General features: G+C 36.0%; 14 protein-coding genes and 2 pseudogenes. 9 read left to right on the top strand and 7 right to left on the bottom strand.

Annotation, left to right across the window (positions count from 1 at the left end; translation table 11 throughout):
- Positions 1-489: 489 nt before the first annotated feature.
- The 5 genes and pseudogenes from ACIQYS_RS10140 (at position 490) to ACIQYS_RS10120 (ending at position 5273) form a co-directional block, all read left to right on the top strand.
- Positions 490-1714: pseudogene (locus tag ACIQYS_RS10140) on the top strand (IS110 family RNA-guided transposase).
- Between the two features lie 180 nt (positions 1715-1894).
- Positions 1895-2653, top strand: coding sequence for a hypothetical protein (locus ACIQYS_RS10135; RefSeq protein WP_402978627.1), 759 nt, complete (start codon positions 1895-1897; stop codon positions 2651-2653).
- Between the two features lie 347 nt (positions 2654-3000).
- Positions 3001-3273: a hypothetical protein gene (locus tag ACIQYS_RS10130; protein WP_402978624.1), complete on the top strand. Its 273-nt coding sequence runs from the start codon at positions 3001-3003 to the stop codon at positions 3271-3273.
- Between the two features lie 186 nt (positions 3274-3459).
- Positions 3460-3567: pseudogene (locus ACIQYS_RS10125) on the top strand (tyrosine-type recombinase/integrase); the annotation flags it as partial.
- 101 nt (positions 3568-3668) lie between these two features.
- A complete protein-coding gene (locus tag ACIQYS_RS10120; RefSeq protein ID WP_402978621.1) occupies positions 3669-5273 on the top strand; it encodes an ABC-F family ATP-binding cassette domain-containing protein in 1605 nt (534 codons plus the stop codon).
- 146 nt (positions 5274-5419) lie between these two features.
- Here ACIQYS_RS10120 and ACIQYS_RS10115 read toward each other — a convergent pair whose 3' ends face one another.
- Positions 5420-5902: a YkvA family protein gene (locus ACIQYS_RS10115; protein ID WP_402978618.1), complete on the bottom strand. Its 483-nt coding sequence runs from the start codon at positions 5900-5902 to the stop codon at positions 5420-5422.
- Between the two features lie 102 nt (positions 5903-6004).
- Here ACIQYS_RS10115 and ACIQYS_RS10110 point away from each other — a divergent pair, with 102 nt between their 5' ends.
- The gene (locus ACIQYS_RS10110; RefSeq protein WP_402978615.1) at positions 6005-6643 is read left to right on the top strand and encodes a hypothetical protein; all 639 of its coding nucleotides are present in this window, start codon (positions 6005-6007) and stop codon (positions 6641-6643) included.
- Positions 6644-6774: 131 nt separating this feature from the next.
- Here ACIQYS_RS10110 and ACIQYS_RS10105 read toward each other — a convergent pair whose 3' ends face one another.
- Together ACIQYS_RS10105 and ACIQYS_RS10100 are read right to left on the bottom strand one after the other, a co-directional pair.
- A complete protein-coding gene (locus tag ACIQYS_RS10105; protein ID WP_142605075.1) occupies positions 6775-6975 on the bottom strand; it encodes a cold-shock protein in 201 nt (66 codons plus the stop codon).
- 192 nt (positions 6976-7167) lie between these two features.
- Positions 7168-7446, bottom strand: a complete 279-nt coding sequence (locus ACIQYS_RS10100; protein ID WP_402978608.1) for a DUF1033 family protein — start codon at positions 7444-7446, stop codon at positions 7168-7170.
- A 157-nt stretch (positions 7447-7603) separates the two neighbouring features.
- Here ACIQYS_RS10100 and ACIQYS_RS10095 point away from each other — a divergent pair, with 157 nt between their 5' ends.
- From ACIQYS_RS10095 to ACIQYS_RS10085, 3 genes are all read left to right on the top strand, one after another.
- Positions 7604-7885, top strand: a complete 282-nt coding sequence (locus tag ACIQYS_RS10095) for an acylphosphatase (RefSeq protein WP_402978605.1) — start codon at positions 7604-7606, stop codon at positions 7883-7885.
- Positions 7886-7957: 72 nt separating this feature from the next.
- Entirely contained in the window at positions 7958-8635 is a 678-nt protein-coding gene (locus ACIQYS_RS10090; protein WP_402978602.1) for a 5-bromo-4-chloroindolyl phosphate hydrolysis family protein, read from the top strand.
- Positions 8607-9794 carry a toxic anion resistance protein gene (locus tag ACIQYS_RS10085; RefSeq protein ID WP_402978597.1) on the top strand — a complete coding sequence of 396 codons (1188 nt, stop codon included), beginning with the start codon at positions 8607-8609 and terminating at the stop codon, positions 9792-9794. The genes ACIQYS_RS10090 and ACIQYS_RS10085 overlap by 29 nt, the downstream gene beginning before the upstream one ends.
- A 16-nt stretch (positions 9795-9810) precedes the next feature.
- On the opposite strand, the gene ACIQYS_RS10080 is transcribed toward ACIQYS_RS10085, so the two are convergent.
- The 4 genes from ACIQYS_RS10080 to odhB form a co-directional block, all read right to left on the bottom strand.
- A complete protein-coding gene (locus ACIQYS_RS10080; RefSeq protein ID WP_402978593.1) occupies positions 9811-11694 on the bottom strand; it encodes a vWA domain-containing protein in 1884 nt (627 codons plus the stop codon).
- Positions 11695-11703: 9 nt separating this feature from the next.
- Complete coding sequence (locus ACIQYS_RS10075) at positions 11704-12567, bottom strand: ATP-binding protein (protein WP_402978590.1); 864 nt, start codon at positions 12565-12567, stop codon at positions 11704-11706.
- A 47-nt stretch (positions 12568-12614) separates the two neighbouring features.
- Positions 12615-12812: a DUF6501 family protein gene (locus ACIQYS_RS10070; protein WP_402978588.1), complete on the bottom strand. Its 198-nt coding sequence runs from the start codon at positions 12810-12812 to the stop codon at positions 12615-12617.
- 674 nt (positions 12813-13486) lie between these two features.
- A complete protein-coding gene (odhB, locus tag ACIQYS_RS10065; RefSeq protein WP_402978585.1) occupies positions 13487-14713 on the bottom strand; it encodes a 2-oxoglutarate dehydrogenase complex dihydrolipoyllysine-residue succinyltransferase in 1227 nt (408 codons plus the stop codon).
- Positions 14714-14761: the final 48 nt, after the last annotated feature.

Raw genomic sequence — 14761 nt, 5'->3', positions numbered from 1 at the left:
CACCTCACGATATTGCCATAGATTAAGCTTCCCGAGCTAGGTCAGTCTCCTCGGATATGGATTTTCACCATCTGGAATTCTATTTCGTTATCGTTATTCCAGTCGTTTCATCGAGATGACGTCTCTGTCCGATAACGAAAATGAAGGGCGCTGACTACGTCAGCCCCCAATGCGACTGCCCGTCGCACAAATAGACCATCGAAATGATGGCCATGTTTTGCTAAAGCACCTGTTAGCCATCCATGAAGCGCAAAATCAGCGCTTCACCACAGAGAATGAAAATGTGAAAAACGGGTATAGGATACTACGGCTGGGAGAAGAAGGTCGATGAACTATGGTGCCATAAGAGCCCTTCCGTTAGTCTGACTCCAACGACCACGGTACATCACAGACTGTCGCTCCCTTACGGGAAGCACTCATGGGAGATTAATCCTACTCTGGTTATTGCACCAGCCTCCAATACTAGTTGCCGTAGAAAGGATGATTACAATGGAAGTAATCATTAAACGCGCATGTGGAATGGACGTCCATAAAGATTCCATTATCGAATGTATAATGACACCAAAAGGGAAGGAGATTCAAACGTTTTCCACTAAAACTGTATTTCTATTACAGTTAATTGACTGGATTAAGGAGCATGGTTGTACTCACGTAGCAATGGAAAGTACAGGTGTATTTTTGAAGCCTATTGTTAACTTACTAGAAGCGGAGAATATTGAGTTTTTAGTAGTCAATGCTCAACATATGAAAGCAGTACCAGGTCGCAAGACCGATGTGAAGGATGCCGAATGGATTGCCAAACTTCTTCGTCACGGTCTACTCAAAGCAAGTTTCATTCGGAGACAGAAATCAGCGAGAACTACGAGAACTAGTTCGATACCGTCGAAGTATTATTGAAGAGCGTGCTAGACAACATAATCGGATTCAAAAGGTTTTAGAAGGAGCGAATATCAAACTAGGCTCCGTTGTCTCCGACATCATGGGTGTCTCAGCTCTTGATATGCTTCGTGCCATCGCTGATGGCGAAGATGATCCAGAAAAGTTAGCGGGTTTCGCTCCACGATCCATGAAGAAAAAAAAGGCTGAACTTGAACTCGCTCTTCGTGGGTATATTAATCAACATCAACGGTTAATGATCAAAACCATTCTAACTCATATTGATTTTTTATCTGAGCAGATTGAGCTGCTAAACCAAGAGGTGACTTTTAGATTATCCTCCAATCAAGAAGATATTGAACGGTTGGATTCTATCCCTGGCATTGCCACTCGTATGGCGGAACAGATTATAGCTGAAGTCGGGACTGATGTGGAGAAACAATTTCCCAGTGCGGCTCACTTATGTTCCTGGGCCGGACTAACACCTGGACATAATGAGAGTGCCGGTAAGCGAAAATCAACCAACATGAAAAAAGGAAATAAATATTTGAAATCTGCTTTAATAGAAGCCGCTCATTCTGTCAAAGGTTCCAAAACATATCTAGGTGCATTGTATAGACGTACTGCATCCCGTAAGGGTAAAAAGCGTGCAGGAGTAACTGTCGCTCATGCCATTTTAAGAATCTCCTATTATCTCTTAACCCGCAAAGAGATGTACGTAGATTTAGGAGAAGATTACTTTGACAAGCAAAAAGAACAATCGATTGTACGATATTCTGTTCGAAGACTTGAAAACTTAGGTTACAACGTTACAATCACTGAACCAAATGCCTCCTAATCCAACCCACAATTTGATTCTTATTTAGGCGCAGCACTTTTTTAAAAATAAATGAGCTGTGTCTGATTTCGTATTGCCTTTTTCTCTAAATCGAAGATTTTAATTTTCATGGGAGTTTAATAAGAAATCTTGAGCATAACTTCCTCATAAGAGCAGATAATATGCTGAGGTGATTTGAATATGTTAAAAACAAAGATTGGTTATATTATTTGTTTTTCAATTATTTTAAGCTTGTTTGTTTACAGCAAGTCCTTAAATACAAAATTGATGGAGTTATCCATCTCACAATCGAATAGTGACAAAAGTGAACACAAACGGATTCAGGAATTGGAAAAACGTTTAGATAGGCTCGAACCACCTGAACCTACCACCATTCTTGATTCACCTTTCCCATTTGAAAAAGGATTAGAGGTGCATTTCCCTACCGATGTCATTCCTATTTCAGAAGTGTTAAGAGAAGGAACAAAAATCCCTTTCAAAGTAATAAAAAGCGAACCGAACTATATTAGACCAATATATGGAGAAGACTGGCATAGCACGACTGGAAGATTGGGCTATATTCCTTCTCGAATATACTATTCTCTCCACCGAATATTCCCTTTTTATGCCATTGGAATTTCAGCCGAATTACATTTTACAGAGAATGTAGGTCTTTCTTTTCCTACTGATATAAATGAAACAGACCTTGACCTGTATATAATTGTGTTTCAAACAAATATCACAGATGTTTATACAAAAGGAAATCAAGTTGTTGTTGTTGGAACACCTAAACGAACAGGAGTAGAAGTTATAAACATTAAAATTGCAGATATACACCCGATTAATAAGGAGAAATTTTTGTTAGTTCAGTTAGCAACTAATGGAGATGAGCTTGATTATTCTTTAATTAATTATGAATCACCCGATTATTGGTTAAAGACAAAACAAAGAAGAAGTTGAATTACAGGGAGAACTGAATTTAACCTATGATAAGGTCCATGAACTCTTATTTGCAGAAACAATGCGAAATGATTACACACGCTGGTTGAACATGCAAATTGAACAATTCTTTAAGAAATCTACTTTAATTAAAGAAGAATTCAATATATTCAATGAGGATAGCCCTATTGACATCCTTCCAATAAATAATGTAGGATACATTGTAAAAAAAATTCACCAAACTGTATTTTCTTAAACAAGACGTAATATACCGAATTTTACCACTACCGATTTTGCTTTAGCAAAGGAAATTGTAGTTCAAAAACTAGATTTTTGGAAACAACATTATGGTGAAAAGGAGGATTTCAATGAATAACAAAACTATTTCTAAAATAGTACATCCAAATATTCATTATTTAGATGTTATAGCGAAAATGACATCTAAGGGTGCTAGTATTAATGATTTAACTGTATTTCAGGACAATAATTCAGTTGTTTATTCGTTTGAACACTTTTATCCAAGTATTGAAATAAAGTTTAAAGAAGAACTGCATTACAATGATCAAGATGAATTAATATTGTGGAATACTTTCGTTGATAATAAACTATATAATATATTTGATATAAAAAAATTAATGTAAACAACCCTGCTTCCATTTTGCAGGGTTTTCTTATATACTTAAAAAGAACGTTTGTTCTCGTACAGGAGTGAAACTATGTATTATTACACCCATCTGGAGTATTACATTAAATCTTTTTATACAAAGATGAATATTCATAATCCAGTAGATTTACAGCTTAGGAGGATTTCTGAACAGTTAGATATAATGATTTATGAAATATATGGACATGTATTAAAAGAATTAGAAGAAGAATCTGTTCTCTTGTTTAGTCAAAGTCTGCAATCGATTGGGGCTAATAATGGGGCTAACTAGTATGTAGAGTAGCTGGAAAGCTTGATGAATCAAGGGTTTGTAGCTTTTGTTTAAACTTCGTGCTATAATAAGAGCATTGTGAATTTTAGGAGGTACTAAATATGATTGCAGTAAGTAATGTAAGTCTTCGTTTTGGTGATCGCAAATTATTTGAAGACGTAAATATAAAGTTTACACCAGGTAACTGTTATGGTTTAATCGGTGCAAACGGTGCTGGTAAGTCAACATTTATCAAAATTTTGTCTGGAGAAATTGAGGCACAAGAAGGCAATGTTATTATGAATCCAGATGAGCGTTTAGCTATTCTAAAACAAAACCACTTCGAATACGAAGAATATACAGTTTTAGAAACAGTTATTATGGGTCATAAACGTTTATACGAAGTAATGAATGAAAAGAATGCTATCTATATGAAAGAAGACTTTTCAGATGAAGATGGTATGCGTGCTGCTGAGCTAGAAGGTGAATTTGCAGACTTAAATGGTTGGGAAGCAGAGTCAGAAGCAGCTATCCTTTTACAAGGATTAGGTATTCCTGATAGTATGCACCAAAAGAAAATGGCTGAGTTAACTGGTTCTGAAAAAGTAAAAGTGTTATTATCACAAGCCCTTTTCGGTAAACCTGATGTTCTTTTACTAGATGAGCCTACGAACCATTTAGACATTAAAGCCATTCAATGGTTAGAAGATTTCCTTATTAACTTTGAAAACACAGTTATCGTTGTTTCCCATGACCGTCACTTCTTAAACAAAGTATGTACGCATATTGCGGACTTAGACTTTAGTAAGATCCAAGTATATGTTGGAAACTATGACTTCTGGTATGAATCAAGTCAACTTGCATTGAAGCTGGCATCTGATCAAAACAGTAAAAAAGAAGAGAAGATTAAAGAGCTTCAAGCCTTTATCGCTCGATTTAGTGCAAATGCTTCTAAATCTAAACAAGCAACTTCTCGTAAGAAAATGTTAGATAAGATTGAGTTAGATGATATTAAACCATCTTCTCGTAAATACCCTTATGTCAATTTCTCGATGAAACGTGAAATCGGAAACGATGTTTTACAAGTACAAGATTTAGGGTATACATTTGAAGGCGAAAAACTATTCTCTAAGTTGAACTTTACTTTGAATAAAGAAGACAAAATTATTCTACTTGGAGGAGAACTAGCAAAATCTGCATTACTTCGTGTACTAGCAGAGGAAGAAGAACCACAAGAAGGTTCCATCCGCTGGGGTGTAACTACAACTCGTGCTTACTTCCCACTTGATAATGCTAAATATTTCGAAGGAAACGAAACTTCACTAGTAGACTGGTTACGTCAATATTCACCTGACGATGAAAGTGAAACATTCCTACGTGGATTCCTAGGTCGTATGCTATTCTCTGGAGAAGAAGTGAAGAAAAAACCTTCTGTACTATCCGGAGGAGAAAAAGTTCGTTGTATGCTTTCTAAAATGATGCTATCGGAGTCGAACGTACTTCTACTAGATGAACCTACGAACCATTTAGATTTAGAATCTATCCAAGCACTAAATAATGGGTTGACTGCATTTAAAGGTGCGATGATCTTTACATCACATGACCATCAGTTTATTCAAACAATCGCGAATCGCGTCATTGAAATTCGTGAAGATGGTTCAATCTTAGATAAACAATTAACTTATGATGAATTCCTAGAATGGAAAGAAGCACAAAAACTTTCATAAAAAAGCATAAGACCAATGTGAATTTGTCTATGCAATTATAAACAGGGTATTCTACTTCGATTATACGAGGCAGAATACCCTGTTTTACTAAACAAATGATATTTCTTATTTGGATTCCGTTCCTAACTTCTTTTTTACCCTCTTGATTATTTAGACTTCTTTATAAATTTACCTAGTTTCGATTTCGATGGCAGTTTACCAACAACTGTATCACCTGTTTTAGATATTTTCTTTAAAACATTTAATAATTTTTCATCACCGACCCAATGCTCTTCGATGATTTCAGGAGAAAATTTATTCAGTAACATATTTACCACATATGTAGCCACAATAATATCATCGATAAATCCACCTGGTCCTATTAGTCCCTCAGGTAGTAAATCTAACGGTGTGATGAAATATAAGATGCCACTACCAATAAGTGTTTTATATTTTGTATCAATCCGGCTATCTAACATCGCTTTTATAAGTAAATGAAATAAATCTGGAGCAAACAATAAATACGGAGCAAATTTAGATGTTCTCCCTGTTTTAGATTGAGTATAATTTGTTATTTTTGAACGCAGTTTCATATAAAAATCTTGCTGTTCCTCATAAGGAGGTAACTCATTTTTCAATTCAATATCCACTAATATCTCCCCTCTCTTATTTTCACTATACCAAAAAAAGACAAAATAAAACAATTAACCACATTAGCAGTCTAATCATAAACAATATAGGAGGTAAATAAAATGATAAAGTATTTATTCATTCTAATACTTTCTTTTTTTCTCGTTGCTTGCGGAGCCGAAAAACCTGTAGAAACGGGAACAACTATAAAATCTCCTTCGGAAGAAGTAATTACTCCTTCTAAACCTTCAATTAGCTTATCTCACTTTTTTATGCCTGACAATTCCGTTGCACATTTTAAAGGAGAAGGAAATGAATATGCAACCTATAGTTTGACAACCCTGTATCCATTTGAAAATTACGTCATTACATTTGAGAATAATGGTGGTACTGTTGTCCAAAGGATATACAATATACAAGATAATAAAATTAGTCTTATAGCTGAAAATGAAGAAGCATATGAACCTAGACCTCATAGCTTAGCAGAACTTCAAGCAATGCAAGAAATTGAAGTATATTTAGCTACCCCATTTGAAGTAGGAACAGAATTTAATGATTGGAAAATCACTTCAACTACGGAGATACTGGAAACAGATCTTCAAACATTTGATCACGTGATTGTTATTGAAAAAACAAATGAAGATGATTCTATCATGCGAAAATATTTCACAAAAAACTTCGGAGAAATAAAACGGGAATTTATCATGCAAGAAGGCGATGAACAATTTATCGTAAGTTCTGTCATTGAAAGTGTGGAGTAAAATGTATAATTTGACGAGTATTCTCTAAAACATATGGATGAAACACCTCAAGACTATCGATGAACAGCATACTTAGAGTTTCCTTAATCAAAAAAAGAAGCTCCTCCAATTGGAGGGCTTCTTTTTAACTTTTAAAGTTTAACTACGTTTGCAGCTTGAGGTCCGCGGTTTCCTTCAACAACTTCAAATTCTACTTTTTGTCCTTCTTCTAGTGATTTGAATCCTTCACCTTGAATAGCAGAGAAGTGTACGAATACATCGTTTTCCCCTTCTACTTCGATAAATCCAAATCCTTTTTCCGCGTTAAACCATTTTACAGTACCTTGTTTCATGTTATTACCTCCAAAAAAAATTAATCAATATGCGAAAAACAAAAATTCACATATCCCATGAAGTACCGACATCACATCGATCACTACATAGGATATGTGAATTACAAATACCGTTTCTCACTTTAAATTGTTATCTAAAGTATACCAGTTGGATAAATATAGTCAACAAGTTTTTTTATAATTCTAAATCGTTTACTTCGAAACACTCCAAATGATTCCATGGTAAACTTGTAAATCGTCTTCACATGATTCACAATAACATTGCTCTTTGACGGACCAAAAAGCCCAATATTTATCATCTTTTACTTGTTCTTTTGGGAACTTAACACGAAATTCATCCAATGTCTTATGTAAGTAATGTAATGCTTCTTCCTCTTGCTCGAAAGCCATTTTTTTTACGATATGCTCCTCCCAGCCTTCAAAAGCCCACCAAGGTTCGTAATCTGCTTTCATATAAATAACTTCAAACATGTTCATCGCCTCTAACATTTATTGTTAACTCATATTGTACTGTTTCGACAAAAAATGTCTACTCAAATGACTTTTAACACTCAAAGAATTGAAAATATACGCAATATCAGTTAAGTTATAATTAATACAATTTATGTATGATAAAGGAGAAGATGAGTTGAAAAAGCGGGCGCATATTCATATGCACGGGGATGTAGATGGTGTTGGCTTTCGATTTCTAGTAAAACAAAAAGCTCAATCACTTAGTTTAAAAGGCTATTGTATGCAAAATGAGCAACAGGAAATTATCATCGATATTGAAGGAGATGTAAATCATTTAGATGAATTTATGGAGTTTATTCAAAAAGGGGTATCCCCTTTATCGAAAGAGAATGCTTTTGAAATTGAAATATTCGATTATTTAAAAGGATATACGAAAATGGAAACCGATATCGTCTAAACCTATAGGAAAATGAAACCTTCTTCCCTCCCATTCGTATATTATATTGTAGACAAAAGGAGGTAGCCTATTATGACTGAAGTAATGAATACTGTTATTCGTCATTTTATCAATATACCAATAATGTTCATTTCCTGGTTCGTTTTCTTTTTCACATTCGACATTGGATACTTCGTCAGTTCATTACTTGCGATTGGCGTATATTTAGTGTCGAATTTTAGTATAAAAAAAATACAACATCGAAGAATTATGAAGAAACACCAACTCACTCACTCGGAGTATTTTCATATACAAAAACAACTAAAAGAAGCGAAAGCAAAAATTCGAACGCTCAATAGCCATTATTTAAAAGTACGATCCTTTAGTTCATTCAAACAATTATTTGAAATGAATAGATTGGCAAAACGTATTATATCATTAGTAAAAGAGAATCCACGAAAATTTTACCAAGTTGAAAAATTTTTCTATGCGCATTTAGATTCTGCAGTAGAGCTCACTTCAAAATATACGCTTTTAGTGTCGCAACCGATGAAAAATCAGGAATTAAAAATTGCCTTGGCGGATACCCGCGAGACATTAGAATCGATGAATTCCATTATGGAAGACGATCTAAAAGATGTATTAGCTTCTGATATTGAGCATCTAAAAATGGAACTAGATTTCGCTAAATTATCAGTACCCAAAAAAGAACAACCTCTATATTTAGAAGGAGAATCAGAAAATGAGCGAAAAACAAATCAATACAAGTGATGATTTATTAATGGATGAATTATTAGCAAGTCCATTTGAACTAAATACAACCAGCCCACAAGCTGTGACTACAGCGGATGAGCCAGCCCCTACAAAATTAATTGATCGGTTATCCGAAGTAGAACAACAAAAAGCAAAGCAACTGGCGAACCAAATCCCTGCTGGTAATTATGAAGCTATTTTAACTTATGGAGCTAATGCACAAACTGAATTATCTCGGTTCTCCCATCAGATGTTAGATCATGTGCAGAAAAAAGACATCGGTCCTGTTGGAGATATTTTAGGCGATCTTATGAACAAGTTATCCGATATAAACCCCGAGGAATTGACGGCGCAAAAAAAATCAGGTATCAAAAGACTATTTAATCGTGTAAATCGTTCGGTGCAAGAAATGATGACAAAATATCAAAAATTAAGCACACAAATCGATCGTATCGGCATCCAACTGGAGCATTCCAAACGAGGACTAGTAGAAGATGTGCATATGCTCGATAAATTATACGAACAGAACAAAACGTATTTTCAAGCGTTAAATGTTTATATTGCTGCTGCGGAAGTTAAAAAAGAAGAAATTCTAACTGTCACAATCCCTGAAATGCGACGCAAAGCAGAAGAATCGAATGATCAAATGGCTTATCAGGAAGTCAATGATATGGTACAATTCGTAGACCGATTAGAAAAACGGATGTACGATTTACAATTGTCTCGCCAAATTACGATTCAAAGTGCACCGCAAATACGCATGATTCAACAAACGAACCAAACGCTAGCTGAAAAAATCCAATCTTCGATTATGACGTCTATCCCGCTTTGGAAAAACCAAATTGCGATTGCATTGACGCTCAATCGCCAGCAAAAAGCAGTAGAAGCACAGAAACAAGTAACGAAAACAACAAATGATTTACTACTGAAAAATTCAGAAATGCTAAAAGTGAATAGCATCGAAACAGCTAAAGAAAATGAACGTGGTATCGTTGAAATTGAAACATTAAAGAAAACGCAAGAAAACTTACTGCAAACAATCGAAGAAACAATGCGCATTCAAGCAGATGGCCGAGTAAAACGAAAAGCGGCTGAAATTGAGATTGGACGCATGGAAGAAGAATTAAAACAACGTCTTCTATTAATAGCCGACCAATCAAAAAACCGTCCTTCCTAACAAAAGGACGGTTTTTTCACGTACTTTTCACAACATGATGAAGCATTTTTCGTAGCAATCTTAATGTCTCATCTGTAAACTTTTCCAATGAAGCAGCAGCGGCAGTTTTCTTTCCGAATATTAAACGGAACAAATCTAATTGCTCTTCTGTTGCTTCCCTATCATTCAAAAATAAATGAAGGACGGATATACGCTTCCGCTCTAGCTCAACAACCGCTTCGGCCGTATCCATAATACCGTTTTGCGCATATCCAAACGCAGAGGGTTCCCCGTCTGAAAAAACGAGTAGAAATTTATGTTCTTCTGGTCGCTTTTCCAATCTTTTTCCCATCCATCTTACAGCAAATCCATCACGATTATCCTCATGGGCTTCCATCGATAGTATATTCATCCCGCTATCTTTTCCACCATCATCTAGTTTATGAATCCATTCAAATGCATTTGGCTGTATGCTTTCAGAGGCTTCAAAAGCGTCTTCGTAATGCAAAACGATTTCATGTGCAATTTTGAGTTGCCTTAGTACATCATGAAACAATAAAACTGCTTTTTTCGTTTCGTCCAACTTGTCTTGCATCGATGCAGATCCATCTACTAAAAGTCCAAATACCGCATTTAAATGCGTACTCGGAGCATCTTTTTTATAAAAAGGTTTTGGTCGCTCATCTGTCCAAAGTGCTGTAAGTTTGGAAGAAAGCCGTCCTTTCGACAAATTGATGCGTTTATCCACCTTTTTTTGTTCCATTCGTTTTTTCATTTCTTGAATGAATGCTTTAACGAAAGGTGCTTGCTCCTGTCGGTATGTTTGAAGCTGGAGCTTGTTTTGATGAGTTAGGAGCCCATCCATTCGTTTTTCTTCGTACACGACCTTTGTATGTTCTTTGCCAAATGCTTTTCCTGCTTTTTTCTTCGCATTCGATTGCTCCTCGTCACGTTCAGTTGCAAGCGATTCCCGGTTGTCTCCTGTTGATTGTCCTCGACCAACTTCCGTAATATCATGTCCTTCTCGTCCTTCTTGAGAAGTGAGGTGTTGATCTGCCTTACCATCTCTTCCATGCTCAAGCTCATATTGCAAATGTACTCCGTCTTCCTGTTCATTTTCCCGATGCCAAGAACGAAAAACTTCTTCAATTGTTTCTTTATTTCCTTCCTCCCCCGCTTCTGAATCTTTTACCCCTTGATGGTAATGAAAATCCACGGGTGGCAAATTGGATACAGAAAGGATTGCATAATATTCATGTAATGCATCTTCTGTTATATAGTCCTGGAGTAAATAATATAACCGATACACAATGTCGATTGAGGCTTGCGTATCCTTATTCTCATATACATGCTGAATAATGCCATTTGCTAATTGAAAGATTTCAGGTCCTTTTACATGCATCGTACCTTCATACAAACTAATATATACATAACTAATAAAAGCATCTGCTAAAAAACCTTTTTGACTATTTACAAGTAATTGTTGTTTATGAAATGCTAAATATGTTCGTACTCTTGTATCAAACATTTTAGTTGTTCCTACTCTTTTTTTCTGAATCATTTCCATTAAACGAAACTCTTCGAAGCAAAAGAAAAGCTGATCAAGTAATTTAGGAAGAGGAGTTGGTTTTTCATTCAAAAATTCTCTCCACGCTTTTACATTAAAATGCTTCCAAAATCCTTCTGCTAATAAATAAATATCGGATAATCTACCTGCATGCATAATCGCTTCTTCTCGGTGTCTCCAAAATACACTAATTGAAACTGTTTGCTCGGTAGGTTGAAATTCGATTAACTTTCGCTCTTTTACAAGAAGCATCGCATTTTTAGTTAATGCCTTTGCAACATTTTCATAATGCATTAGCTTACGTGCATCTAATGTTTCATTGTTAAATTGGATAAAACGATTTACCGAGGCCATCTACATCCCTCACTTTATCCAAGAAGAGGCTAATTCTAAAACAAGCTCTCTTTCTTGTTCATCCTCTAACTTCTCGGCAATTGCATAGTTTATTGCTCGCATTGGTTCCATATACTGTGCAAGCTCTGTTGCATCTAGTAAACTTCGAATAGATGCTGCCTCTTCAGATAGTAAACCTTGTTTTACTTGGTCCATTAAATCTTCTGCTAAATGCAACATAGTCGTTAGTAATTGCTTAGGAGCTGTTGGAAAGGTTTCGTTCCAAAGATTCGCAAGCAACTCACCTGAAATATATGGGACAGAAAAAGAAACAAAACGATTTTTTAACGCTTCATTCATCGGAGTTGTACCTATATACCCTTCGTTAATTGCAGCAATAACAGAAAAATCTTGGTGTGCATGTATCACTTCACCCGTAAAAGGATTTGTCAGCATTCTTCTATAATCCAGAACGCTATGTAAAATAGGTAGAGTCTCTGCTTTTGCCATATTTATCTCATCAATATATAAAATATGCCCTTTTTTCATAGCTTCAATGACCGGACCTTCTACAAATTCAATTGCATTCGCCCCATCTTTTAAGACAATTGTTTTAAAACCGAGCAAGCTTTCAGCATCTAAATCGACGGAACAATTTATGCTTTGGACTGGTTGCTTAAAATAGTTTGATACAGTTTCCGCGAGTTTCGTTTTTCCCGCCCCGGTAGGTCCTTTTAATAAAACAGGCTTTTTCAATGAAATAGCAATAAGTACGTCATGGAACAAATCATTGTTTGGCGATAAATAACCCCCTGATCCAATAAGCTGGCTATCGTCTTCACTATGTATTCTATTTATACGAATTTGCTGTTCGTTATTAATTAACTCATTCATTTTATAGTCTCCTTATGAAAAAAATCCGATGAGTATTCATCGGATTTTTATTGAAAATATTCCTTGTAGTAGCCGCCAACTTTTCCAGTGTTGTCGACAACAAACAGAAATTCTTCTGTTTCATTTTTTACTTCATATGTTTTACCAACCGTTAGTACATTACTTACTAAGAATTTTTTAGCATCTGTACTTACGCAAGTAACTGTATCTAGTGTAGGCTTTGTTGCCCAATTTGTATGTATCATGGTATCCACTTCCTTTTATTATAGTATACGATTGAAACACTGGAATTTCAATAAATGAGCAGAAAAAAGCGCTCAATTGCTTGTTCTTATCTCTTATGTATCATTGGCATTATAAATGGTATGAAGCACATACTAGGGAAAATGCGTCGTAGAGAGTGGAATAAAGTTTAGTCTGAATTTGTATTTCTAAATGATAACTAGTTAGCAAAATGTCATTTATTATTTAGTGCTTTAGATCAAATGATTAGATTAGATAATGATTCTATCGCTCGCCTGTACTAGGAGAATCCGAATGATTGGAGAAAATATGCCCCGTTCTCTTCCTACAATATAGAAAAGTTATATTCCATGAAAAAATGATTGTTTGAAGCAAGTCGCTACTAAATAAGTCAGCAATTTCTATTGATTTTTGCGGAGGGGTGGCGACTCCAGTGGGATGAGTGAGACAGATAAGCCATCACATCGCACGCGTAAGCGTCGGTGATGGCTTATCGCTCACCCCACGGAAAGCGTCCACCCCGTAGCAAAAATCACAGCGGATATCTTACGACGCATTTTCCCTTTATTATGCACAAAATAACATTTGAAATACTATCATATGTCTAAACTTATATAGTTTTGTAAGCAAAAAAAAAGCAGATCCTGATTGCAGGATCTGCTTTTTGATTCATTGATTAAGAATTTAACATTAAGTCTTCTGGATTTTCGAGAAGCTCTTTTACCATTTTCAAGAATCCAACTGAGTCTTTCCCATCGATTACACGGTGGTCATAAGATAATGCCACATACATCATTGGTCGAATTTGAATTTCATCTCCAACAGCGATTGGACGCTTTTGAATAGTGTGCATTCCTAAGATGCCAACTTGTGTACCGTTAAGAATAGGCGTAGAAAGTAATGATCCAAATACTCCACCGTTTGTAATCGTAAATGAACCGCCAGACATATCAGAAAGCGCTAATTTGTTATCACGAGCTTTTTTAGCAAGTTCTCCAATATTTCCTTCGATTTCAGCAAAGTTTTTACGATCCGCATCACGAACGATAGGAACTACTAATCCACCATCTGTGGATACAGCGATACCAATATCATAGAAATTGTTTTTCACAATATCTGTTCCATCAATTTGTGAATTTACATAAGGATATTTTTTAAGCGCTGCAACTACTGCTTTTGTAAAGAATGACATGAATCCAAGACGTACATCGTTTTGCTCGAAGAATTGATCTTTTTTACGTGAACGTAATGCCATCACATTCGTCATGTCGATTTCATTGAAAGTAGTTAACATTGCAGTGTTTTGTCTTACTTCTAATAAACGAGAAGCAATTGTTTGACGACGACGAGACATTTTTTCACGAGTTGTACGACCATCATCTTCTTTAGGTGCAGAAGCTGCTGGCGCTGGTGCTGCTTTAGCAGGTGCTGGTGCCGTACCATGTGCTGCAACGTCTTGTACACGAACGCGTCCCATTGGATCAACTGGAGAGATTTCACTTAAATTGATACCTTTTTCACGAGCCAGTTTACGAGCTGCTGGGCTTGCGATTGTGCGATCTTGCTCAGAAGAAGTTTCTTCAACTACTGGAGCTGCTGCCGCTTGAGGAGCTGCTGGTGTAGATTCCGCCTCCGGTGCCTTTTGCGCTGGTGCAGCGGCTGCGCCTGATCCTGCTCCAACTACTGCGATAACTTGACCTACTTGCACTGTATCGCCTTCTGAAGCTAGTAATTCACTAACAACTCCAGCTTCTTCAGAAATTACTTCGACATTTACTTTATCTGTTTCCAGTTCAACGATGAACTCACCTTTTTCCACTGTTTCACCTGGTTGTTTTAACCATTGTGCAATCGTACCCTCTGTAATCGATTCTGCTAATTCTGGAACAATAATTTCTGCCACTTGAATTTCCTCCTTTAGTATATCTTAGCTTCTCTTATAATCCGTATT

The sequence above is a fragment of the Psychrobacillus sp. NPDC096426 genome (assembly GCF_044762745.1).
Lineage (GTDB): Bacteria > Bacillota > Bacilli > Bacillales_A > Planococcaceae > Psychrobacillus.
Note: the sequence above shows the minus strand (reverse complement) of the source record. Positions and strands in the feature narration are given on the sequence as shown.

Excerpts from the sequence above, each read along its gene's own strand:
- ACIQYS_RS10100 (WP_402978608.1), bottom strand. The coding sequence starts at position 7,446 with ATGTTTGAAGTTATTTATATGAAAGCAGATTACGAACCTTGGTGGGCT.
- ACIQYS_RS10070 (WP_402978588.1), bottom strand. The coding sequence starts at position 12,812 with ATGATACATACAAATTGGGCAACAAAGCCTACACTAGATACAGTTACT.
- ACIQYS_RS10105 (WP_142605075.1), bottom strand. The coding sequence starts at position 6,975 with ATGAAACAAGGTACTGTAAAATGGTTTAACGCGGAAAAAGGATTTGGA.
- ACIQYS_RS10080 (WP_402978593.1), bottom strand. The coding sequence starts at position 11,694 with ATGGCCTCGGTAAATCGTTTTATCCAATTTAACAATGAAACATTAGAT.
- ACIQYS_RS10135 (WP_402978627.1), top strand. The coding sequence starts at position 1,895 with ATGTTAAAAACAAAGATTGGTTATATTATTTGTTTTTCAATTATTTTA.
- ACIQYS_RS10085 (WP_402978597.1), top strand. The coding sequence starts at position 8,607 with ATGAGCGAAAAACAAATCAATACAAGTGATGATTTATTAATGGATGAA.
- ACIQYS_RS10130 (WP_402978624.1), top strand. The coding sequence starts at position 3,001 with ATGAATAACAAAACTATTTCTAAAATAGTACATCCAAATATTCATTAT.
- ACIQYS_RS10090 (WP_402978602.1), top strand. The coding sequence starts at position 7,958 with ATGACTGAAGTAATGAATACTGTTATTCGTCATTTTATCAATATACCA.
- ACIQYS_RS10120 (WP_402978621.1), top strand. The coding sequence starts at position 3,669 with ATGATTGCAGTAAGTAATGTAAGTCTTCGTTTTGGTGATCGCAAATTA.
- ACIQYS_RS10110 (WP_402978615.1), top strand. The coding sequence starts at position 6,005 with ATGATAAAGTATTTATTCATTCTAATACTTTCTTTTTTTCTCGTTGCT.
- ACIQYS_RS10075 (WP_402978590.1), bottom strand. The coding sequence starts at position 12,567 with ATGAATGAGTTAATTAATAACGAACAGCAAATTCGTATAAATAGAATA.